The organism is Pseudomonas sp. SJZ080 (assembly GCF_007828295.1).
Classification (GTDB): domain Bacteria; phylum Pseudomonadota; class Gammaproteobacteria; order Pseudomonadales; family Pseudomonadaceae; genus Aquipseudomonas; species Aquipseudomonas migulae_A.
Map to the genome: position 1 here is coordinate 65,368 of NZ_VIUK01000022.1, position 21,932 is coordinate 87,299.

A 21,932-nucleotide genomic window follows, 5' to 3' on the forward strand; every position below is an offset into this window, starting at 1 on the left:
GCAGGTCATGCCCGCGCTGCTCGTGGGCATGATAGTCAGCGCACAATCTTGTCCACATGAATCCCCAGCTTCTTCAACCGATACCAGAAGCTGCGCTCGGAAATCCCGATCAGCTGCGCCGCGGCTGCCTGCACGCCGTTGCTCTGTGCCAGCGCCGCCAGAATGTAGGTTTTTTCCACCTCCGCCAGCGCCGCTTCCAGGTCTGCCGGTACGCTGCCCTCAGCGATCAACGTGGCGCCGTCGGCGGAGCTTGAGGCAAACAGGTACGCCGGCAGGTCTTCCTCTTCAATCACCGCGCCCGAGGCGACAATGGTCGCCCGCTCCACACAGTTCTGCAGTTCGCGAATGTTCCCCGGCCACGAATACCGGGCCATGGCCTGCAACGCCTGCGGGCTGAAACCGCTGAAACGTTTACCGGCCGCAGCTCCCAGCGTGTGGGCGAAATGCCGGGCGAGCGGCGCAATGTCTTCAACCCGTTCGCGCAGGGCCGGTAGCGGAATCGGGAAGACGTTGAGGCGGTAGTAAAGGTCTTCGCGAAACTCCTTGTTGGCCACCGCGTCCAGCAGGTTTTTGTTGGTCGCCGCGATCACCCGCACATCGACCTTGCGCTCGCGCGGATCGCCCACCGGTTCGATCACTCGCTCCTGCAAGGCCCGAAGGATTTTTGCCTGCAAGGCCAGCGGCATTTCGCCGATTTCATCGAGAAACAGCGTGCCCTTGTCGGCCTGCTGGAAGCGCCCGACGCGATCCGCCACCGCGCCGGTAAACGCGCCTTTGCGGTGGCCGAACATTTCGCTTTCCAGCAGCCCTTCGGGGATTGCCGCGCAGTTCACCGCGACGAAAGGTTTGTCGGCGCGATTGCCGTGGGTGTGGATCGCCCGGGCGACCATTTCCTTGCCGGTGCCGCTTTCGCCGGTCAGCAGAATGGTCGCGTTGCTTTCGCGCACCGAGTCGATGGCGTGCAGCACCCGCCGAAAGCTTGGGCTGTCGCCGATCAGGCTGTCGATCTGCCGGTGTTCGTCGAGCTCGGCGCGCATGCGCTGGTTGTCTTTGAGGATGTCGCGAAATTGCAGGGCCTTGTTGACAGTGATGTCCAGCTCATCGATGTCGAACGGCTTGGCGATGTAGTCGAAGGCGCCGTTGCGCATTGACTGCACGGCGTTTTTTACCGTGCTGTAGGCGGTCATGACGATCACCGGCAACTGCGGAAAACGGCTTTTGATTTCTGCCAGCAGTTGCGGGCCGTCCATGCCGGGCATGCGCCAGTCGCTGATCACCAGGTCGATGTCTTCGCACTCCAGCACCTTGAGCGCGTGCAGGCCGTTGCCGGCGGTGAACACCACAATGCCGTTCTGACTGAGCGCCGAGGCCAGCAGGTCGCAGAGCTTGGGCTCGTCGTCGACCACCAGTACGTTATGTGTCATCGCTGCCCTCGTCGAAGTCTTCACCGTTGGCCGGAATGTACAGGCTGAACGTGGCCCCGGCATCTTTTTCACTAACGCATTCAATGCGTCCGTCATGACTCTCCATGATCGAGAACACCTTGGCCAGACCCAGCCCGGTGCCCGAGGCCTTGGTGGTGACGAACGGCGTGAAGATCCGTTCGAGCATGTCCGGTTCGATGCCTTGACCGGTGTCGCTGATGCTGATCACCGTGTAGTGCCGGTCGCTGCTGATGCCCAGGGTCAGCCGGCCGCCGTCGGGCATGGCGTCGATGGCGTTGACGATCAGGTTCAGGCCGGCCTGCTTGATTTGCCGCGCGTCGGCGTAAAGCGTCGCGGCGGGCGATTGATCATCGATTTGTACATCGATGTTGTGGCTGGCCAGCTCCGGCGCACAGAAGCCGACCAGTTCATCCACCAGCGGGCGTGCCAGTTGGGTCGAGCGCATCGGTGCGCTGGGTTTGGCGAAGTCGAGGAAGTCGGTGATCAGGTCGTTGATCCGACTGACTTCGCTGACCACGTACTCCAGATGACGCTTGTCGGTCTCGGGCAAATCGGCGCGCCGGTGCAGCAGTTGCGTGGCGGTTTTGATGATGCCCAGCGGGTTGCGGATTTCATGGGCCAGACCCATCGCCACTTCGCCCAGCGCATGCAGGCGATCACGCCGACGCAGTTGCGATTCCAGATGCTGCAACTCGCCGAGGCGTTCGCTCATGTGGTTGAAGGTGCTGCTCAGTTCCGCCAGTTCGTCGCCGCCGGTGACCGGCAGGCGTTGGCGATAATCCCCGGCGATCACCGCTTGCACGCCTTTGGACAACCCGCGCAACGGCTTGGTCAGGCGCTGCGACACTAGCCAGCCGACCGCCAGGGACGCCGCTGAGCTGAGCAGGAAAATCAGGATGAACAGGTTGCTCTGATTGACCAGCCCGACCAGGCTGGTGTGGCGCAGCAGGCCGCTGAAAATCACCCCTTGCAGCTCGCCGTTTTCGTTGAGGATCGGCCGGTAGATGCCGCTGTAGCGGTTGGTGAACTGTTCGATCGGCTGTTTGGTGCTGCGCAGGATTTGTTCGATTTTTTCCGGCACGGCCGCCGGGTGATCCTCGAAGCGCTGGGTGGAAAAAATCTCCGAGAAGTCATTGGCCTTGGCCAGATACAGGCGCAGGTCCAGCGAGTGCACGTCGGCCACGCTGGTGAGGAAACTGTTGTCGAGGTAGGTGGCAATCACCAGTTTGTAATCGACGCCGTCCTGATCCGTTTCGAAGGTCGAGACCACCGTGCCGGTCGCCACGCCACCGACTTGCAGGGTTTGCAGCACCGCCTTGGGCGCGATGCTGATCTGGCGGACGATGTCGTCGGCGGCGGTGCTGAACACCACTTTGTGATCGCTGGTGCGCACCAGCGCCACGACGTCGATGCCCATGGAGTCGGCGATGTCGGTGGCCAGTTTGTCGTGTTTGTTCGCCAGCCGATCGGTGGGCGGGCGCGTGTAACGCAGGAACAGCTGCGCGACCCGGGCGTTGTCGCGCAGGATTTCGCTGATTTCGTCTTCGACGATCTTGGTCGATTCCTGCAGCCAGATGCGTACGTTGCTGTCGAAAATCTGCGACAGCGTGGTGGCCGCCAGTTCGGCGGCGATCATCGTCGGAATGACGCTGACCAGCCAGAACGCCAGCACCAGTTTGCGCTGCAGGCTCCAGCCAGAGAGGGCGAAAGGTCGAGCGTTGGTGCGTGAGTCTTTGGTCATTGTGCTTCGCTTATTGCTGCTCGCTGATCGCGGCTGCCATGGCAGGGTCGGACCGGTCCGGTCGGATAAACAGTTTCACCAAACGCAACAGGCTATCGAGGAAGCGGTTGCGATGGCGGAAAAACACGGTGTTGCCGGTAAACGAGCAACCCAGGCGCAGCTTACTGGCATAACCGGCCTGGCCGCACGCGTAGATCGGGATCCCGTGCTCAATACAGTAGTCGACATTGGCCAGCCAGCTGCGTACGTAGAGATTGTGTTCACGGGTCCGGGCCAGATCGTGGGCGAAGAACTTGTCGACCAATCGCTGTTCGTCGAACAGCACAAGGTTGAACGCCACCAGTTCTTCGCCGACCCAATACAACACGCACGCGGCACGTTCATCGAGGTGTTCCAGGACCTGGCGGAAGTAGCCGGGCGGCAGGCGTTCGAAGGTCAGGTCGCTGCGGCTCAGCGTGGCCTCGTAAAGCGCCATCATGCGCGGAAGAAGGTCATCGACCGAGCGCCGCCATTCGATGCGCGGCCCCTGGCCACGCAGGGTGCGGCGCAGGTCTTTGCGAGTGGATTTGCCGAGCGTGCCGAGGTAGGCGTCCACCGAGCCAAAACGGATCGGCAGCTCGGCGCTGGGCAGGCCGGGCATGCTTTGCAGGCCCGCGTCCTGACACACCTGCAACCATTGCGGGTCGCGGTGAGAGGCATCCTTGACGGCCAGCAAACCGATCCCGGCCTGATCGGCATCGTGGCGCGCCAGCCGTAATAATTGCTGAAGCAGGTCCACGCGCCGGGCCGGGTCGACGTGCGGCGCGGTCCCGACATGGCACTGCTCGGCCACCGGCGAACCGAGGGCATACAGGCGCATGTCGAACAGCCCCGGCCACACGCGGCGCAGCCGTTCGCTGATGCGTTTGCCCAACCCCTGAACCGTGGTGTCCAGCGAGTAAGCGGTGGTGAACGCCACGGCCGCCGCGATCAATACCTCGTCTTCGTACAGCGCCAGATAGCGCCATTGAAAGTCTGCGATGCAGGCCCGCTCAACCGCCCGGTAGTAATTCCAATCCTCCAGCTCGGCAGGGAAACAGGCATTCCAGGCATCGTGGTCGATGGCCTCGATCGTCGAAAAGGCAAGGGCTGTGATCACTTGGGTTCCTTGAGTCAGGCCAGTTGCCGATAGTCCTGGCGCATGGGTTTGGGGGCGCGGCGCTGTTGAATGAAACGTTGCCGGATGAAGTCCGCACTCAGCTCCACCACGCGGCGGTATTGCAGGTCGACGGTAATCATGTGGTAGCAGTCGTCGAGCAGAACCTTCACCACCGGACCGCCGAGTTTGCGTTCCACATAATCGGCGTTCCAGCGGCTGGTGATGTCGTCTTCGCGCGAGTGCAGCACCAGCGTTTGCGTGGTGATCTGCGGCATGCGTTTTTTCACCGCCGCCACCAGTCGATGCAGTTCCCGGACACTCACCCCGGACATGGTCAGCAGCCCGGCATTGCTGCTCTCGCCAGCCTTCATCTGCCGCTCGACGATCGCTCGCAAGCGTTCGTCCTTGATGCCAAAAGGTGATTTTTCGTTGAAGCGGCACAGGTGCACACCAAACGGAATCGCCATCAGCAACGGCGTGAGCACGGCGACCTTGGGCATGTTCCAGCCGTCGTAGCGCAGGGTCGTCGAATACAACAACAAGCCTTCGATCTGCCCCGGATGCTCGGCGGCGAGGTACATCGACAACACCGCGCCCATCGACAAACCGCCGACGAACACGTGCTCGTGTTTGCGTCGCACACCGACGAAGGTATTGCGTGCGCTCTCGTACCAGTCACGCCAACCGGTGGCTTGCAGGTTGGCGTTGTCTCCGCAGTGCCCGGCCAGCGTCGGCACGTACACCGTGCAGCCGGCCTTGGCCAGGCCGATGGCGACCCGACGCAACTCGGTCGGGGTGCCGGTGAGGCCGTGGATCAACAACACCGCGACCTCCCCGCTGCCGAGAACGAAACCGGCGCTGCCTTCGCCCATGTCGATCTCATGCTCGTTCATCTTGTCATCGCCCGATGCAGCAAGCGGTCGAGCAGGGCGATGCCCAAATCGATTTCCGGATAGCTGATTTCCAGCGACGGCGCGAGGGTGATGACGTTCTTGTAGTAACCGCCTACATCGAGAATCAGGCCCAGGCGTTTACCGTCGATTTCGATGTCGCCCTTCATGCCTTCTTCGACCATGAAATCGAGCGTGGCCTTGTCCGGAGTGAAACCGTCCGGGCCGCAGATTTCGCAGCGCAGCGCCAGGCCCAAGCCGTCGACGTCGCCGATGATCGGGTAGCGTTTCTGCAAGTCCTTCAAGCCTTCAAGGAAGTACTTACCCTTGTTCATGACCATCGCGCCGTAGTCGACTTCGCTGGTCATCTTGAACATTTCCAGGCCCACCGCCGTGCCCAACGGGTTGGAAGCGAACGTCGAGTGGGTCGAGCCTGGCGGGAAGATTTTCGGGTTGATCAGCTCTTCTTTCGCCCAGATGCCGCCCAGTGGATTGAGGCCGTTGGTCAGCGCTTTACCGAAGACGATGACGTCGGGTTTGACGTCGAAGTGCTCGATCGACCACAGCTTGCCGGTGCGATAGAAGCCCATCTGGATTTCGTCGACGACCATCAGAATGCCGTGCTGGTCGAGCACATGCTTGAGTTCGCTGTAGAAGTTCATCGGCGGAATCACGTAGCCGCCGGTGCCCTGGATCGGCTCGACGTAGAACGCGGCGTATTCGCTCTGGCCGACTTTCGGGTCCCAGACGCCGTTGTATTCGGTCTCGAACAAGCGGGCGAATTGCTGCACGCAATGGCTGCCATATTCTTCCTTGGTCATGCCTTTCGGGCCACGGAAGTGATACGGGAATGGAATGAAATTGGCGCGCTCGCCGAAGTGGCCGTAGCGGCGGCGATAGCGGTAGCTGGAGGTGATCGACGAGGCGCCGAGTGTACGTCCGTGGTAACCGCCCTCGAACGCGAACATCAGGCTCTTGCCGTTGGTGGCGTTACGCACGACTTTCAGCGAGTCCTCGATGGACTGCGACCCGCCGACGTTGAAGTGCACGCGACCGTCGAGGCCGAATTTTTTCTTCGCGTCGACCGCGATCATTTCCGAGAGCTCGATCTTGCCTTTGTGCAGGTACTGGCTGGCGATTTGCGGCAGCGTATCGATCTGCTGTTTCAGCGCATTGTTCAGGCGCGGGTTGGCGTAACCGAAGTTGACCGCCGAGTACCACATTTGCAAATCGAGGTAGGCCTGGTCTTCGGTGTCCCAGACGTAGGAGCCTTCGCATCGGCTGAAGATACGCGGCGGGTCGATGTAGTGAACGGTGTCGCCGTAGGAGCAGTATTTGGCTTCTTTATCCAGGAGGATCTGGTCTTCTGCGGTGGCGATTCGAATATCAGACATGGTGGAGGAGTTCCTGTGTTTCTACGTTGAAAGAGGTGGCGTTGGCGGCGTTGGCGCTTGGCAGCAAGGCCAGCAGCGCAGGCAGATCGGCGAAGCTGTCGAAGCGCGCATAGGCGATGCCGTTGCGCTCGCAGTGCTCGGCCAGGCGATCCTTGGCGAACACGAAATCGGCGGTGGCGGCCACGCACATGTCGGACTGGCCGTCGCCGATCACCAGCACCCGTTTGGCGCTGGGGGTGGATTTGCATTTGCAGTTGCCGGAGGCGGCGCGGCAGGCGTCGCTGGCATGCGGGAAGTCGATGCGCCAACTGTCGTGATCGAGCTGGCGCAGGCGATTGGCGAGGATCGGCAAGAGGCTGACGTAGTTGCGCGCCAGGATCCGTGCGATGCCTTGTTCGATGCCGTCGCTGACCACTTCGAGGGAAGCGCCGAGACCGATCACGTGGTCGACGAAGTCGGGGAAGTCCGGGTCGATCTCGACCGTGTCGAAGAACCTAAGCAGCTCGGACGGTGTGGCCTTGACCAGCGAGAGCTGGCGGCTGAGGCATTCACGGGAACCGATGTCGCCCGCCAGCCACTCGTTTTCGATCGCTTCCCAGCTCGGGTCGGCGAACCGTTGGAGGATGCTGTCGATCACGTCGGTGCGGGTGATGGTCCCGTCGAAATCACACACGATATGCCAGTCAATCATCTGCGTTACCTATCTTGTAAAAAGTGTGCGCCGGGTGTGCTGTCTGCGCTGCAAAGGGGGTAGAGCAGGGACTGTGCCAACCGGGTTTGGCCCAGCGGGGGCGGGGTTCTGGCGTGTGTACGTGCCTTCGAAGCTACAATTTTTGTAGGTCGCTACAAACAACATGAGTGCTTGCGCCGGGAGCGCGATCCGGGGATTGATGCGCGCATGTCCCGTTCAAGGAATTGCCTCATGTCGAGGATCACTGTTGCTCTATTCGCCGCGCTGACGTGCCTTTCGGCCAACGTTTCAGCAGACGGCATCACCGGTGAGGCCGGAGCTGGCCTCAGCTATCAGCCACACGATCCAACAGGCAGCCGTTACGAAACCCGACCCGTGCCGTACGTCGATCTGGACTGGGGCGATGTCAGCCTGAGTACCGATGACGGGCTGACCTGGGACGCGTTCAAGGCAAGCGGCTTCAGCGCCGGTCCGTTCCTGAATTACCTGCAGGGACGGACCTCCAACGGCGAGCTGCAAGGCTTGCGCGATGTGCCGGACATGGGCGAAGTGGGTGGGTTTGTGCAGTACGCGCCGGCCGACTTCTGGCGGGTATTTGCTTCGGTTGGCCAGGCGGTCGGCGGGCGAGGCGGGCAGGGCGGGGTATTGGGACGGCTGGGTGGGGAGGTGGGTTATCCACTGGGTGGCGGGGTGATCGGCAGCTCAAACCTGACCGCGCATTTTGCCGATGCGCGGCAGAGTCAGACGTTCTTCGGCGTCAGTGCCGACGAGTCTCAAGCCTCGGGGATCCGCCCGTACAATGCCGGCGGTGGCTTGCAGAATGTGGCGCTGACCCAGAGCTTCGAATTTCCCCTGGCGCCGCAATGGTCACTGCTGACGAGCGCGAGCTGGATTCACCTGACAGGGGCGGCGGCGGATAGCAGCATTGTCAAAGCGGTCGGGGATACCAACCAGGGGGAGGTGCAGGCGGCGGTGGCTTACAAGTTTGACTAGAAAGGTTCATTGGCTGGTCTGACGCCTTCGCGAGCAAGCCCGCTCCCACATTCGATTGCATTCTTACTGGAAGAACGCGGTCACCTGTGGGAGCGGGCTTGCTCGCGAAGGCGTCCTTGAATTCAACGGATATTCAACTTTCTTCACCCTCGGCCAGCAACGCAATCCCCCCCATGATCACCGCCACACCCACCCAGTGCAGCACGCTGATCTGCTCGCCCAGCCCCAGCCAAGACCCAAGCAAAACCCCGACGAACACCAGCGAACTCAACGGAAACGCCAGCGAAAGGCTGCTGCGCCGCAATATCAGCATCCACACGAAAAACGCCCCGATGTAACAGGCAATCGCCAGCCATACCCCCGGATTGACCGCCACGGCCATCAGCCACTTCAGGTTGAAATCCATCTGCCCCAGTTGATCGCCGCCCACCTTCGTGGCGATCTGCCCGGCACTTTCAAAAGCGATCAACAGCGCCCATAGCACGAGGGTGCCGAGGCGCTCATGCAGCCAGTCGGTCTTGCCTCTGATCATCGATTGAGCCTCATGCATGGGCGACACACACGAGCATCACGCCCGCCGTAATCACTAAGGTGCCGAGCCAGCGCCGACGACTCACGGTTTCGCCGAGTATCAGTTTGCCGGCCAGCACCACCCCGCAATACGCCAGCGCCGCAGCCGGAAACAGCAGGCTCAGCGGCGCGCGGGAGAGGGCTTCGAGCCAGACAAAAAACTCGATCACGTAGGCGCCGATCCCGCACCACAACAGCGGCGCGTTGAACACCTGGCCCCAGAACGCATTCAGGCGAAAACCGCCTTCAAGTTCCGGCAAACGGTCGAGTCCGAGCTTGAAACAGAGCTGGCCAATGACGTCCAGCACGATGGAAAACGCCACCAGCACAATCACGGTAATGGTCATGGGAACAGCTCCTCGAACAGCTCGATCAGTGCCTGATTGGTGGCCGAGTTTCGCAGCAGATCGTCTGCGCTCCAGCGTTCCGCCGGCGGCTGGTCGGCCTTGGCTTCCCAGCGTTTGAAGGCGTTGCTGAAAGCGGGGCGGGCGTATTCGCCGCAGATGTCGATGCCGATGATCCGCTTGTTTGCGGCCAGTGCGCGTATCGCTTGCAGCAGATGGCTCAGGCGCATACCGCCCTGATCCCAGTTGGTCGCCGCGTCTTCGCAGGCCAGGACGTCTTTGTCGATGGTGATCCACACCGCCTCGGTGGGCAGGCTGGTGATCAAGTGATCGAGAAACACTGGCCAATCCAGCTCGGCGAGGTTGCGCCAGTGCAGCTGGTTTTCCTGTTGCTGATGACCGGCGCCATCGCCGACCCGGCCCCAGACTTTCGAGGGCGGATGCTGCCACGGAAACAGCTGCAACACCCCGCGTTTCAGGGCGCTGAGGTTGCCGCCCTTGAGTTGCGGATTTTGCAGGTCATCGCTGCACGGGCCGAGGGTGACGATGCGCTGGATGTTCGGCAGTTTCAGCGCCTGGTTGACCCACGAACCGCAATGCCGACGCGGGGCGAAGTGGACCCAGTCGGGGTGATTGTCGAAGTGGATCAGGCTCACCGGCGCTGGCAAGTCAGTGAGAAAAGCCGGGGTCAAGTGGTGGTAATCGCCGGAGCCGACGAAGAAGATTTCCGGTTGCGGGCCGCTGTGGCGCGGACGTTGTTGCAGGCGTTCGGCGAAGCGGCGCCAGGTGCGTTCGCTGGACCAGAGTCGCAATTTCGGGCCGAGGTCGAGCAGGTCCAGGCGTTTCGCGCGGCCGCTGTCGAGCAACCGTGCGATGGGGGCCTGGGCAGTCAGGCTATGGTCGAGATCTAAAATGTTCAAGGTCGCAATTCACCCTTGGCAGACCCTCCCAGACACCGGCTCCATCCATCATGAAGGCCGGCCGAGGGGGCTTTTGGGGGTAAATGCAAGGGGCGGGCCAGCCATGCCGGATGTACCCGTTCCCCCTTGTAGGAGCCGGCTTGCTGGCGATGGCGGTGTGTCAGTCAACATCGATGCCGACTGACACACCGCCATCGCCAGCAAGCCGGCTCCTACAGGAGGGTGTGGTCAGGTCTGGAAGCGAACCCAGACGCTGACGAGGATCGTCGCCGCGACCAACCACGCCACCGCCGCCACGGCCAGCGAAGCTTCCAGCCGCATTCGGTCAACCATCACGTATAGGGTTGCGAGATAGATGAAGTACGGAATGATCGACCACATGCCAAACACAATCGTGGTCTTCAAGTCGTCCAGCGAGCGGCCCTTGCCGACGATGTAGTGCGCAATCAGCGCAAAGGTCGGAAACAGCGGCACCAGGCCGGCGATGTAATAGTTTTTGGTCTTGGCCAGCGCAGCGAGGATCAACACCACCGCTGCGCCCAGGGTTGCCTTGAGCATCAGGTCCATCAGTGGCTCAATCCGTACTTCTTCACTTTGTCGAACAGGGTGGTTTTGGCCATGCCCAGTTCCAGGCTGGCCTGGGTCAGGTTGCCGCCGCTGCGTTGCAAGGCATCGCTGAGCAGGTTGCGTTCGAAGGCTTCCACCGCTTCGGCGAAGGCCAGGCCCTGATTGCTGCCGCTGGCGCCGGACTTCTTGAAGGCCGGCAAACCGAGGGCATACCGTTCGGCAACGTTGCGAAGTTCACGGACGTTGCCCGGCCAGTCGTGGCTCATCAGGTTCGACACGGTCTGGTTGTCCAGCTCCGGCACCGCGCGGTCGAAGCGCAATGACGACTGCTGCAGGAAGTGTTCGAACAGTTGCAGGATGTCTTCGCGGCGTTCGCGCAACGGCGGCAGTTCCAGGGTCACCACATTCAGGCGGTAATACAGGTCGCTGCGGAATTCGCCGGCCTTGCTCGACTCGTCGAGGTCGGATTTGGTCGCTGCGATCACCCGGCAATCCACCGCCACGCTCTGGTTCGAGCCGAGGCGTTCGAGGGTGCGTTCCTGCAACACCCGCAGCAGTTTGATCTGCAACGGCAGCGGCATGCTTTCCACTTCGTCGAGGAACAGCGTACCGCCGTCGGCGTGTTCGATCTTGCCGATCCGCCGCTTGCCGGCACCCGTGAAAGCGTTGGCTTCATGGCCGAAGATTTCGCTTTCGAACAGGTTCTCGGGCAATCCTCCGCAGTTCAGCGCGACGAATTGCTTGGTGTGCCGCCGACTGAAGTCGTGCAGGCAACGCGCGACCAGTTCTTTACCGGTGCCGGTCTCGCCTTCGATCAGCACATTGGCCGAGGTGTCGGCGACATTGGCGATCAGTTCCCGCAGGTTCTGCATCGCTGGCGAGCGACCGATGATCCGGCCTTCCAGGGAATCCCGCTCCGCCAGTTGCCGACGCAACGAAGAGACTTCCCGCGCGAGGCTGCGTTGCTCCAGCGCGCGACGTGCCACATCCACCAGCCGTTCCGGAGAGAAGGGTTTCTCCATGAAGTCATAGGCGCCTTTCTGCATCGCGCCGACGGCCATGGAGATGTCGCCGTGGCCGGTAATCAGCACCACCGGCAGGCTGCGATCGCGAGCCTTGAGCCGGGTCAGGAGCTCAAGACCATCGATGCCCGGCAGGCGAATATCGCTGATGACGATGCCGGCAAAGTTGTCGCCGACTCGCTCCAGCGCTTCTTCGGCACTGCCCACGCCGACGCAGGGAATGTCTTCCAGGGTCAGCGCCTGTTGGCAACCGAGCAGCACATGGGGGTCGTCTTCGACGATCAGCACACTAAGGTCGTTGTTCATATTGGCTCGGCAGGAGTAGGGCTTACCAACGGTAAACTGAGGACGAAGGTGGTACCACCGCTGGCCGGGTGCTCGACACCCAAATGTCCGCCCGTCGCGGCAGCCAGGCTGGCGGAAAGGGTCAGGCCGAGGCCCAGGCCCTGCTCGCCGGGTTTGGTGGTGAAGAACGGTTCGAACAGATGCTTGCGCGCTTCGGCGTCGATGCCGTGGCCGTTATCGCGTACCCGCAGGCGATACTTGCCATCGAACTCTTCGCCTTCAAGCCACAACACCGGCAAGGGTTGTGCCTGCATGGCATCGAGCGCGTTACCGATCAGGTTGACCAGAATCTGCTCCAGGCGGGTCTGGTCGATCTGCACCTGCACATCGGCGAATTCGCGGTGCAGTTGCAGATGAACACTTTCGACGCGTCCGCCAAGCAGTTGCAGCGCGGCGTCGACGGCTTTGCCGAGGCAGGCTTGACCCTTGTCGTCACCCCGTCGGGCGAAGGAACGCAGGCTGGCGGTGATCCGGCCCATGCGGTCGATCAGTTCGTTGATGGTCTTGAGGTTGGTGCTGGCCACGTCCAGCTGACCACGTTCCAGAAAGCGCACGGTGTTGCCGGACAAGGTGCGCAGCGCAGCCAGTGGCTGGTTCAATTCGTGGGCGATGCTGGTGGACATCTGGCCGATGGCCGCGAGTTTCCCGGCCTGCACCAGTTCATCCTGAGCACGGCGCAGTGTCTCTTCAGCGTGCCGCCGTTCGCGGATCTGGCCCTTGAGCCGTTCGTTGCTGGCGCGCAGATCGGTGGTGCGTTCGGTAATCCGACGCTCCAGTTGATTGTTGGCTGCCTGCAAGGCTTCCCGGGCGGCGAGGCGGGTGGCGATCACTTTGCGCCGCTCGTTCCAGGCAATCAGCAGGAACGCCACGAGGGCAAACGCCACCGCGACCAGGATCCCCTGATTGATCGCTTCGCGGCGCAAATCCTGCAACGGCGTGAGCAGGGTGAAATTCCACGGCGTGTCGCTCAAGGGGCGGGTTTGCGAGAGGTAGCTGATGTCCTCTTGGTCGGACTCCACTTCGCTGTTGGCCGGGAAGGTCAGCTTTTCCTCGCCCTCCGCCAGTTTTTCCCGGGCCAGCGGTTGCAGTTCGTTGAGCGGGAACCAGTAGTACTGAAGGCTGCGGGCAAGCTTTTCTTTGGTTTCATCGCTCAACGGAACCACTGACTTGAGCCGTCGTGCCGGATCGCTGGACAGAATGATGATGCCGTTTTCGTCGCTGACGAAGGCTTCCAGGCGCGCCCGTTGCCAGCGTTCTTCCAGGGCTTCGAGGCGGACCTTGACCACCGCGACACCGATGATCTTGCCGTGTTCTTCCAGGCCATGGGCCAGGTAATAGCCGGGTTCGCCGCTGGTGCTGCCGATGCCATAGAAGCGCCCCGGCTGGCCGCGAACGGCGTTCTGGAAATAGGCGCGGAAGGACAGGTCTTCACCGAGGTAACTGTCGACATCGCGCCAGTTGCTGGTGGCCATGACACGGCCGGTAGTGTCCATCACGTAGATGGCCCGACTGCGGCTGCGCCGGTTCAGGCCTTCGAGGTATTCATTGACCGTTTGCCGGTATTCCGGCGACGGATCGGCCAACAGCTTCGACACACTGGATTCGAGTTCCAGCAGGCTGGGCAGGTAAGTGTATTTGCTGATTTCGCTCTCTACGGCGCGGGCGTGCAGTTCGAGCTGACGCTGGCCGTTCTCGCTGAGGCTGCGGATGCCGTAATGTTCGCTGACCCAGAAGCCGACGTAACCCAACCCGATCATCAGTGCGATAACCAGAGGCGGCAGGAACAGATGGCGAATCAGACGGGGTTTCACGGCGAGTGATGGCGGCGCAGCGCGATAAAGAGTGGGATCGCATTTCATCACAGATGCCTTGGGTCAACCACAACACAAATCTCCAAGCCACCACCGACCCCTGTAGGAGCCGGCTTGCTGGCGATGGAGTGTCAGGCGACATCAATGTGGCTGACCCACCATCGCCAGCAAGCCGGCTCCTACAAGGAAGCGGTGTCTTTCTTAGTGCTGCAGAATCTTGGCGAGGAAGTGCTGAGTACGCTCGGCGCGAGCATTTATGTCGCCGAAGAATTCCTCTTTCTTGCAATCTTCGATGATTTTGCCCTGGTCCATGAAGATCACCCGATCCGCCACTTTACGGGCGAAGCCCATTTCGTGGGTTACGCACATCATGGTCATGCCTTCGTGGGCCAGTTGCACCATTACGTCGAGCACTTCGTTGACCATCTCAGGGTCCAGCGCCGAGGTCGGTTCGTCGAACAGCATGACGATCGGGTCCATCGCCAGCGCACGGGCAATCGCCACACGCTGTTGCTGACCACCGGAGAGCTGGCCCGGATGCTTGTGGGCGTGCGCCGAAAGACCGACGCGCTCCAGCAGTTGCAGGCCTTTCTTGGTGGCTTCTTCCTTGCTGCGCCCCAACACCTTGATCTGCGCGATGGTCAGGTTTTCGGTGATGGTCAGGTGCGGGAACAGTTCGAAATGCTGGAACACCATGCCGACGCGCGAACGCAGTTTCGGCAGGTTGGTCTTCGGGTCCGCAATGGAGGTGCCATCGACCACGATGTCGCCTTTCTGGAACGGTTCCAGCGCGTTGACGCATTTGATCAGGGTGGATTTGCCGGAGCCGGACGGCCCGCACACCACAATCACTTCGCCTTTTTTGACCTCGGTGCTGCAGTCAGTCAGTACCTGGAAGTCGCCATACCACTTGTTGACATTCTTGATAGAGATCATACGGCAAACCTTTTTTGCAGACGCTTGACCAGCAGCGAGGCGGCAAAGCTGATTGTGAAGTACACGAGACCTGCGAAGATCAGGAACTCATTCGAGCGGCCGATGATGTCGCCACTGGCACGCGAGGCATTGAGGAAGTCCACCAGGCCGACGGCGTAGACCAGCGAGGTGTCCTGAAACAGGATGATGCTTTGTTGCAGCAGCAGCGGGGTCATCTTGCGGAACGCTTGCGGCAGGATGATCAGACGCATCATCTGGCCATACGACATGCCCAGGGCCTGGGCAGCGCCCATCTGGCCTTTGGGAATCGACTGCACGCCAGCACGGACGATTTCGCAGAAGTACGCCGCTTCGAACATCATGAATGCCACGATGCACGAGGCGAATGCGCCGATCGGTGTGTCTTCGCCGGTGATCCAGCGCAGCACGAACGGCACCGCCAGGTAGAACCAGGTGATGACCAGCAGCAGTGGAATCGAACGGAAGTAGTTAACGTAGGCGCCGGCGATGTTCGACAGCACTTTGCTGTGGGACAGACGCATTAGCGCGAGGATCGTGCCGAGGATGATCCCGCCAATGACGCCGAGCGCCATCAGTTGCAGGGTCATGACCATGCCGTTCCACAGGCCCGGCAGGGACGGGATGATGCCCGAGAAGTCGAATTCCATCATTTACCCCCTACGGAGATCAGGCCCGGTACGGCCACTTTCTTCTCTACCAGGCGCATCAGCAGCATCAGGCTCATGTTCAGGGTGAAGTAGATCAGGGTCGCCAGGGTGAACGCTTCGAACAGGTTCGCGGAGAACTCGGCGGTCTGTTTGGTCTGTGCGAGCAGCTCCATCAGGCCGATCAGCGAGGCGACGGAGGTGTTCTTGAATACGTTCAAGAATTCCGAGGTGAGCGGCGGAATGATGATCCGGTAGGCCTGGGGCAGCAGCACGTTCCAGTAGATCTGCGGCAGCTTGAAGCCCATGGCGCGAGCTGCGGATTCCTGGCCTTTGGGCAACGCCTGAATACCGGTGCGCACCTGTTCGCAAACGCGAGCCGTGGTGAACAGGCCCAGGCAGACAACCACGCTGAGGAACGCCGAAGTGGTCGGGTTCAGGTCCTGTTTGTACCATTCCTGCAGGTCTGGCGGCAGCAGGTCGGGCACCAGGAAGTACCAGATGAACAGCTGCACCAGCAGCGGTACGTTACGGAAAAGTTCGACGTAGCAGGTGGCGATGCCCGATACGATGCGGTTTGGCACGGTGCGCATGACACCCAGGATCGAGCCCAGTATCAGGGCGATGATCCAGGCCGCGATGGCGATGCCGATGGTCCAGCCCAGACCGGACACGTACCAGTCGAAATAGGTCTCGCTGCCCACGCCGGTGGACTTGAAGAACACGCCCCAGTCCCAGTTGTAATTCATTAGGGTCTCCCCTCAGTTCAATCGATGTGCAAGTGCCCGCTTGGGGGAAGCTCCGTTCCCGCCTGACCTTTACGATCAAGCACACGCTCCCGGCTCGACAGCCACCGGTTCGAGTGTTTCCAAAAATGCCAGCAGGAAGTGACCACCTCCTGAAAGGGCAGCGGCCCTCTCAGGAGATAAGGTTAGTCAGAAAATCAGGACTTCTTGTCGTCAGCCGCTTTATCAGTCGGATTGGCGATCAGGGCCTTGAGCTCGTCGCTCATCGGGAAGTTCAGGTTCAGACCTTTTGGCGGGATTGGCTGCATGAACCATTTTTCGTAGATCTTGTTGATCTCGCCCGACTTGTAGGTCGCCACGATGGCGTCGTCTACAGCCTTCTTGAACGGCTCGTCGCCCTTGCGGACCATGCAGCCGTAGATTTCGTAGGACTGTGGAGTGCCGGTCACGGCCCAGTCAGAGGCTTTCTTGGCCTTGGCTGCTTCACCTGCCAGCAGGGCGTCGTCCATCATGAACGCCACGGCACGGCCGGTTTCCAGCATCTGGAAGGATTCGCCGTGGTCTTTGGCGGAGATGACGTTCATGCCCATCTGCTTGTCGGCGTTCATCGCCTTGAGGATGCGTTCGGACGTGGTGCCGGCGGTGGTCACGACGTTCTTGCCGGCCAGGTCAGCGAAATCCTTGTACTTGGAGTCTGCCTTGGACAGCAGGCGAGTACCGATTTCGAAAATGCCGACGGAGAAGTCGACCTGCTGCTGACGCTCGACGTTGTTGGTGGTGGAACCGCACTCGAGGTCCACGGTGCCGTTCTGCACCAGCGGGATACGGGTTTGCGAGGTCACCAGGTTGTATTTGACCTGGAGATTCGGCATGTCGAGGTCTTTTTTCAGGGCTTCAACGACTTTCAGCTGAATGTCGTGGGAGTAGCCAACCGGTTTGCCGGAAGCGTCCGCGATATAGGAAAACGGAATGGAAGCGTCACGATGCCCGAGGGTGATGACACCGGACTCTTTGATCTTCTTCAGTGTGCCGGTGAGTTCGGCAGCGAAAACTGGAGTGGTAATCAGAGCGGCAGCAATGGCTGCGCCCAGGATATGGGGAACGATGCGCATCAAATTTTCCTCGACATTGTTTTTTTTATGGAGCCAGTTCATCGGCCCTTTTGTGCTTCCGAGTGGCTGTTGGCGTCTGTAGGTCCGCACAACAAGCATTCGTCCAAGAGTGTAGAGCATGACTCGTGCCAGGCCAGGTGTAATGGGTCAATATATTGATTTATAAGGATATTTATTATTTTTTATGTGATTTTTGTTGATGGGAAATCCGGTTAACCGAATCGACCGGCAGGTCGCGTTCGGAAAACCGAATGCAATACCGTCGCCGGTCGGTAACCTGCTTGCTCCTACAGGGGGGGGCGGTGTCCGGCGGAAAGCAAAAAGCCCCTGAATCTCTCGATTCAGGGGCTTTGCTCTAACCGGGATTCCCGATCAGGCCGCTTCGATCTTGCTGCGGTTCTGCTCGACCTTGCTCAGGTAATCCGCGAGTTTCTGCTGCTCGGCCTCAGTGGTGAACAGGCCGAGCTTGCTGCGGCGCCAAAGAATGTCATGTGCTGTGGTCGCCCACTCTTCACTGCACAGGTAATCGACTTCGCGGGTGTAGAGACCGCCGCCAATGTGTTCGCCCAGATCGTTGAGGTTCTGTACGCCTTCGAGCATGCGCCACGTGCGGCTGCCGTAGGTCGTGGCCCAGCGGCGGGCGATTTCAGTTGGCACCCAGTCGAACTGGTCACGAATCCGCGAACTCAGCGCCTGCGGGGTGCTCATGTCTTCGCCGCCCGGCAGGGTCGCCGTGGCGGTCCAGCTTGGCTTGATGTGCGTGAAGTACGGTGCCAGTTGTGCCAGCGCCGACTCGGCCAGTTTGCGGTAGGTGGTCAGCTTGCCACCGAATACCGACAGCAACGGCGCTTCTTCTCCCGTGCCCGACAAGGCCAGGGTGTAGTCGCGGGTGACGGCTGACGGATTGTCGGATTCGTCGTTGCACAGCGGGCGAACACCGGAATAGCTGTGCAGGATGTCGTCGCGGCTGATCTGCTTTTTGAAATGAGCGTTGACCACTTTCAACAGGTAATCGGTTTCGCCTTCGGTGATTGCCACCTTCGCCGGATCGCCGGTGTATTCGCGGTCGGTGGTGCCGATCAGGGTGAAGTGGTTCAGGTACGGAATGGTGAACACGATGCGCTGATCTTCGTTTTGCAGAATGTGCGCATGCTCGCCTTCATAGAGTTTCGGCACGATCAGGTGGCTGCCCTGGATCAGGCGGATGCCGTAAGGCGATTCCATCTTCAGGTCATCACGAATGAACTTGGCGACCCACGGACCGGCCGCGTTCACCAATGCCTTGGCGCGAATCGAAAACAGGCTGCCGTCGGCGCGTTCCAGGTGCAGATGCCACAGGCCTTTGGTGCGACGAGCGCTGACGCAACGGGTCTGGGTGTGAACGTGGGCGCCTTGCTCGCGGGCGGCCATGGCATTCAGGACCACGAGGCGAGCATCGTCGACCCAGCAATCGGAATATTCGAAGCCTTTGGTGATTTCGCTCTTCAGCGGGCTGTCCGGGCCGAACTTCAGGCTTTTCGAACCTTCCAGTTTTTCCCGTTTGCCGAGGTTGTCATAAAGGAACAAACCGGCGCGAATCATCCACGCCGGACGCAGGTGCGGACGGTGTGGCAGCACGAAACGCATTTGCTTGACGATGTGCGGCGCCTTGGCCAGCAATACTTCGCGCTCTGCGAGGGCTTCACGCACCAGGCGGAATTCGTAATGTTCGAGGTAGCGCAGGCCGCCGTGGATCAGCTTGCTGCTGGCCGACGAGGTATGGCTGGCCAGATCATCCTTTTCGCAAAGGAATACCGAGAGACCGCGGCCGGCGGCATCCGCTGCGATCCCCACGCCATTGATCCCGCCACCGATGACGGCAATGTCGTAGACCTCAGCGAGAGGGGGCGTAGGCAAGGTAGAAGTGGGCATCGGCTGGCCTCGGGCTTTTATGATTTTCGGTATTGGATTTCGAACATAAATGTTCATTTGCGAAAATGGTAGCCCATAAAGACGCGCACAGCCAGTCAACTTCGATTGAAAATACTGATCGAAGGGCGGGTAAAGGAAAATTTACGAACATTTAAAGCGGAAGGAGAGGGAATTGCGGGGGCATGCATGTGTAGGCACCGGCTTGCTGGCGATGGCGTCCTCAGTACGTCATCGCCAGCAAGCCGGCTCCTACAGGTTGTTTAACAGCCTTCGGTGTTAAACGACCTCGAGTCGAATCTTGTGCTGACTCAACAACTGAGCCAACGCCGGCACAGGCTGCTGATCCGTCACCAGGCAATCGATCAAGCTGATCGGCCCCAGGCGAATCATGGCATTGCGCCCGAATTTGCTGGAGTCCGCCGCCAGAATCACTTTGCGAGCGTTGGCAATGATCGCTTGCGACACCCGCACTTCCTGATAATCGAAGTCGAGCAGGCTGCCGTCTTCATCGATACCGCTGATGCCGACCAACGCGAAATCGACCTTGAACTGGTTAATGAAGTCGACACTCGCCTGACCGACCACACCCCCATCGCGCCGCACATTGCCGCCAGTCAGCAGAACGTCGAAGTCGTCCTTGGCACTGAGCATCGAAGCCACGTGCAGGTTGTTGGTGATGATCTTCAGGTGATTGTGGTTGAGCAGCGCCCGCGCAATCGATTCGGTGGTCGTACCGATATTGATGAACAACGAGGCGTGATCGGGGATCTGTGCCGCAATGGCTTCGCCGATACGCTGCTTTTCATCGCGCATCTGGTCGGCGCGCATCGCGTAGGCGGTGTTTTCGACACTGGAATCGTAGGCCGCGCCACCATGGTAGCGACGCAACAAATTGGCTTCCGCGAGCTGATTGATGTCGCGGCGGATGGTCTGCGGTGTAACGACGAACAGCGTAGCCATTTCCTCGATGCTGACGTAGCCGCGTTCGCGAACCAGCTCGAGGATTTGCTGCTGACGGGGAGGCAGATTCATGGGGCTTCCTTTGGGCTGCCGTGCAAAATTTGCCCATGATGCCGCAGGAATCTGCTCCCTACCAGTTACATACAGATACGAGTACTTACGTTGGCTTATTCAGCGCCTTCATGAGGTTCCCAATCACGGGTGCGGCTGACCGCTTTTTTCCAGCCGGCGTAGAGTTTTTCCTTCGCGGTTTCGTCCAGGGTCGGTTCGAACTCGCGTTCGATAACGGCCTTGCCGCGCAACTCTTCCAGGCTGCCCCAGAAGCCACACGCCAGGCCGGCGAGGTAAGCGGCGCCCAGTGCGGTGGTCTCGCGCATTTGCGGACGCTCGACCTGAGTGCCGAGGATGTCGGCCTGGAATTGCATCAGGAAATTGTTCGCCACCGCACCGCCATCCACGCGCAGGGCTTTCAGGCGTTCGCCGGAATCCTGTTGCATGGCGTCGAGCACGTCGCGGGTCTGGTAGGCAATCGACTCCAGCGCTGCACGAATGATGTGATCCACGCGTACGCCGCGGGTCAGGCCGAACAGAGCGCCACGGGCATACGGGTCCCAGTACGGTGCGCCCAGGCCGGTGAAGGCCGGTACCAGGTACACGCCGTTGCTGTCCTTGACCTTGTTGGCGAAGTATTCGGTGTCGTGGGCGTCGTTGATGATCTTCAGTTCGTCACGCAGCCATTGAACGGTGGAGCCGCCGTTGAAGACCGCGCCTTCCAATGCGTAGGCCACTTCGCCACGCGGGCCGCAGGCGATGGTGGTCAGCATGCCGTGCTTGGATTTCACGGCTTTGTCGCCGGTGTTCATCAGCAGGAAGCAGCCGGTGCCGTAGGTGTTTTTCGCCTGGCCTGGCTCGACGCACATCTGGCCAAACAGGGCGGCCTGCTGGTCGCCGGCGATACCGCCAATGGCGATGCCGCTTTTGGTGTGGCCGTAGATTTCCGACGAGGACTTAACTTCCGGCAGCATTTCATGCGGGATATCCAGCACCTCCAGCATCTTCGCGTCCCACTGCAAGGTGTGGATGTTGAAGAGCATGGTTCGCGAGGCGTTGGTGTAGTCGGTGACGTGCACCTTGCCGCCGGTAAATTTCCAGATCAGCCAGCTGTCGACGGTGCCGAACAGCAGCTCGCCTTTGCGCGCACGTTCACGGCTGCCTTCGACGTTGTCGAGGATCCACTTGAGCTTGGTGCCGGAGAAGTACGGGTCGGTGACCAGGCCGGTGGTTTCGCTGATGTATTGCTCATGACCGTCACGTTTTAGCTGCTGGCAGATCTCGGTGCTGCGGCGGCACTGCCAGACGATTGCGTTATAGATCGGGCGGCCGGTGGTCTTGTCCCAGACGACGGTGGTTTCACGCTGGTTGGTGATGCCGATGGCTGCTACCTGGTCGTGATGCAGGCCGGCTTGCGCCAGGGCCTCGACCATCACGGCGCTTTGGGTGGCGAAGATTTCCATCGGATCGTGTTCGACCCAGCCGGCTTGCGGGTAATGCTGGGCGAATTCGCGCTGGGCGGTGCAAACCACGTTCGCGTCGCGGTCGAAAATGATCGCGCGGGAACTGGTCGTACCCTGATCGAGGGCAATGATGTAGTTCTTATTCTGAATGTCGGTCATGTCGATTGCCTTGGACGAAAAAAGGGAGTGAGGTCAGGCGCGGGACCAAATGGGCAGG

20 protein-coding genes are annotated in these 21,932 nt (G+C 60.5%); 1 reads left to right on the top strand and 19 read right to left on the bottom strand.

The genetic code is table 11. From position 1 onward, the window contains the following. Window positions 1–35: 35 nt before the first annotated feature. Genes FBY04_RS24445 through FBY04_RS24470 form a run of 6 tightly spaced genes read right to left on the bottom strand, consistent with a single transcriptional unit; the run spans window position 36 to window position 7,299 of the window. Window positions 36–1,424: a sigma-54 dependent transcriptional regulator gene (locus FBY04_RS24445; protein ID WP_145317465.1), complete on the bottom strand. Its 1,389-nt coding sequence runs from the start codon at window positions 1,422–1,424 to the stop codon at window positions 36–38. Then, complete coding sequence (locus FBY04_RS24450) at window positions 1,414–3,186, bottom strand: ATP-binding protein (RefSeq protein WP_145317468.1); 1,773 nt, start codon at window positions 3,184–3,186, stop codon at window positions 1,414–1,416. Before FBY04_RS24450 ends, FBY04_RS24445 begins: the two co-directional genes overlap by 11 nt. A 10-nt stretch (window positions 3,187–3,196) precedes the next feature. Continuing rightward, on the bottom strand, window positions 3,197–4,324 hold the full coding sequence (locus FBY04_RS24455; RefSeq protein ID WP_145317471.1) for a GNAT family N-acetyltransferase: 1,128 nt from the start codon (window positions 4,322–4,324) through the stop codon (window positions 3,197–3,199). A 14-nt stretch (window positions 4,325–4,338) separates the two neighbouring features. Then, entirely contained in the window at window positions 4,339–5,217 is an 879-nt protein-coding gene (locus FBY04_RS24460; RefSeq protein WP_145317473.1) for a carboxylesterase, read from the bottom strand. Continuing rightward, entirely contained in the window at window positions 5,214–6,608 is a 1,395-nt protein-coding gene (locus FBY04_RS24465; RefSeq protein WP_008032198.1) for an aspartate aminotransferase family protein, read from the bottom strand. The genes FBY04_RS24460 and FBY04_RS24465 overlap by 4 nt, the downstream gene beginning before the upstream one ends. Then, entirely contained in the window at window positions 6,601–7,299 is a 699-nt protein-coding gene (locus FBY04_RS24470; RefSeq protein WP_084322689.1) for an MtnX-like HAD-IB family phosphatase, read from the bottom strand. Before FBY04_RS24470 ends, FBY04_RS24465 begins: the two co-directional genes overlap by 8 nt. Before the next feature lie 231 nt (window positions 7,300–7,530). Between FBY04_RS24470 and FBY04_RS24475 the strand changes: the two genes are divergently transcribed. Next, on the top strand, window positions 7,531–8,292 hold the full coding sequence (locus FBY04_RS24475; RefSeq protein WP_145317476.1) for a MipA/OmpV family protein: 762 nt from the start codon (window positions 7,531–7,533) through the stop codon (window positions 8,290–8,292). A gap of 133 nt (window positions 8,293–8,425) precedes the next feature. Here FBY04_RS24475 and FBY04_RS24480 read toward each other — a convergent pair whose 3' ends face one another. The 13 genes from FBY04_RS24480 to glpK form a co-directional block, all read right to left on the bottom strand. Beyond that, window positions 8,426–8,824 (bottom strand): transporter, encoded by a 399-nt coding sequence (locus FBY04_RS24480; protein ID WP_084322691.1) that lies wholly within the window; start codon window positions 8,822–8,824, stop codon window positions 8,426–8,428. 10 nt (window positions 8,825–8,834) lie between these two features. Continuing rightward, window positions 8,835–9,209, bottom strand: coding sequence for an EamA family transporter (locus FBY04_RS24485; RefSeq protein WP_008032192.1), 375 nt, complete (start codon window positions 9,207–9,209; stop codon window positions 8,835–8,837). Beyond that, complete coding sequence (locus FBY04_RS24490; RefSeq protein ID WP_145317479.1) at window positions 9,206–10,126, bottom strand: arginase; 921 nt, start codon at window positions 10,124–10,126, stop codon at window positions 9,206–9,208. The genes FBY04_RS24485 and FBY04_RS24490 overlap by 4 nt, the downstream gene beginning before the upstream one ends. 228 nt (window positions 10,127–10,354) lie before the next feature. After that, window positions 10,355–10,684: a GlpM family protein gene (locus FBY04_RS24495; RefSeq protein WP_178118324.1), complete on the bottom strand. Its 330-nt coding sequence runs from the start codon at window positions 10,682–10,684 to the stop codon at window positions 10,355–10,357. An 8-nt stretch (window positions 10,685–10,692) separates the two neighbouring features. Continuing rightward, a complete protein-coding gene (locus FBY04_RS24500) occupies window positions 10,693–12,021 on the bottom strand; it encodes a sigma-54 dependent transcriptional regulator (protein WP_084322694.1) in 1,329 nt (442 codons plus the stop codon). Next, on the bottom strand, window positions 12,018–13,919 hold the full coding sequence (locus tag FBY04_RS24505; RefSeq protein ID WP_084322695.1) for a sensor histidine kinase: 1,902 nt from the start codon (window positions 13,917–13,919) through the stop codon (window positions 12,018–12,020). The genes FBY04_RS24500 and FBY04_RS24505 overlap by 4 nt, the downstream gene beginning before the upstream one ends. A gap of 153 nt (window positions 13,920–14,072) precedes the next feature. Then, complete coding sequence (locus tag FBY04_RS24510; protein WP_084322696.1) at window positions 14,073–14,807, bottom strand: amino acid ABC transporter ATP-binding protein; 735 nt, start codon at window positions 14,805–14,807, stop codon at window positions 14,073–14,075. Then, window positions 14,804–15,475: an amino acid ABC transporter permease gene (locus FBY04_RS24515; protein WP_084322697.1), complete on the bottom strand. Its 672-nt coding sequence runs from the start codon at window positions 15,473–15,475 to the stop codon at window positions 14,804–14,806. Before FBY04_RS24515 ends, FBY04_RS24510 begins: the two co-directional genes overlap by 4 nt. Beyond that, a complete protein-coding gene (locus FBY04_RS24520; protein WP_084322698.1) occupies window positions 15,475–16,221 on the bottom strand; it encodes an amino acid ABC transporter permease in 747 nt (248 codons plus the stop codon). Before FBY04_RS24520 ends, FBY04_RS24515 begins: the two co-directional genes overlap by 1 nt. A gap of 194 nt (window positions 16,222–16,415) precedes the next feature. After that, complete coding sequence (locus FBY04_RS24525; protein WP_084322731.1) at window positions 16,416–17,330, bottom strand: glutamate/aspartate ABC transporter substrate-binding protein; 915 nt, start codon at window positions 17,328–17,330, stop codon at window positions 16,416–16,418. A gap of 372 nt (window positions 17,331–17,702) precedes the next feature. Next, on the bottom strand, window positions 17,703–19,241 hold the full coding sequence (gene glpD, locus FBY04_RS24530; RefSeq protein ID WP_084322699.1) for a glycerol-3-phosphate dehydrogenase: 1,539 nt from the start codon (window positions 19,239–19,241) through the stop codon (window positions 17,703–17,705). Between the two features lie 276 nt (window positions 19,242–19,517). Continuing rightward, entirely contained in the window at window positions 19,518–20,273 is a 756-nt protein-coding gene (locus FBY04_RS24535; RefSeq protein ID WP_027922833.1) for a DeoR/GlpR family transcriptional regulator, read from the bottom strand. A gap of 95 nt (window positions 20,274–20,368) precedes the next feature. After that, on the bottom strand, window positions 20,369–21,874 hold the full coding sequence (gene glpK, locus FBY04_RS24540) for a glycerol kinase GlpK (protein WP_145317485.1): 1,506 nt from the start codon (window positions 21,872–21,874) through the stop codon (window positions 20,369–20,371). Window positions 21,875–21,932: the final 58 nt, after the last annotated feature.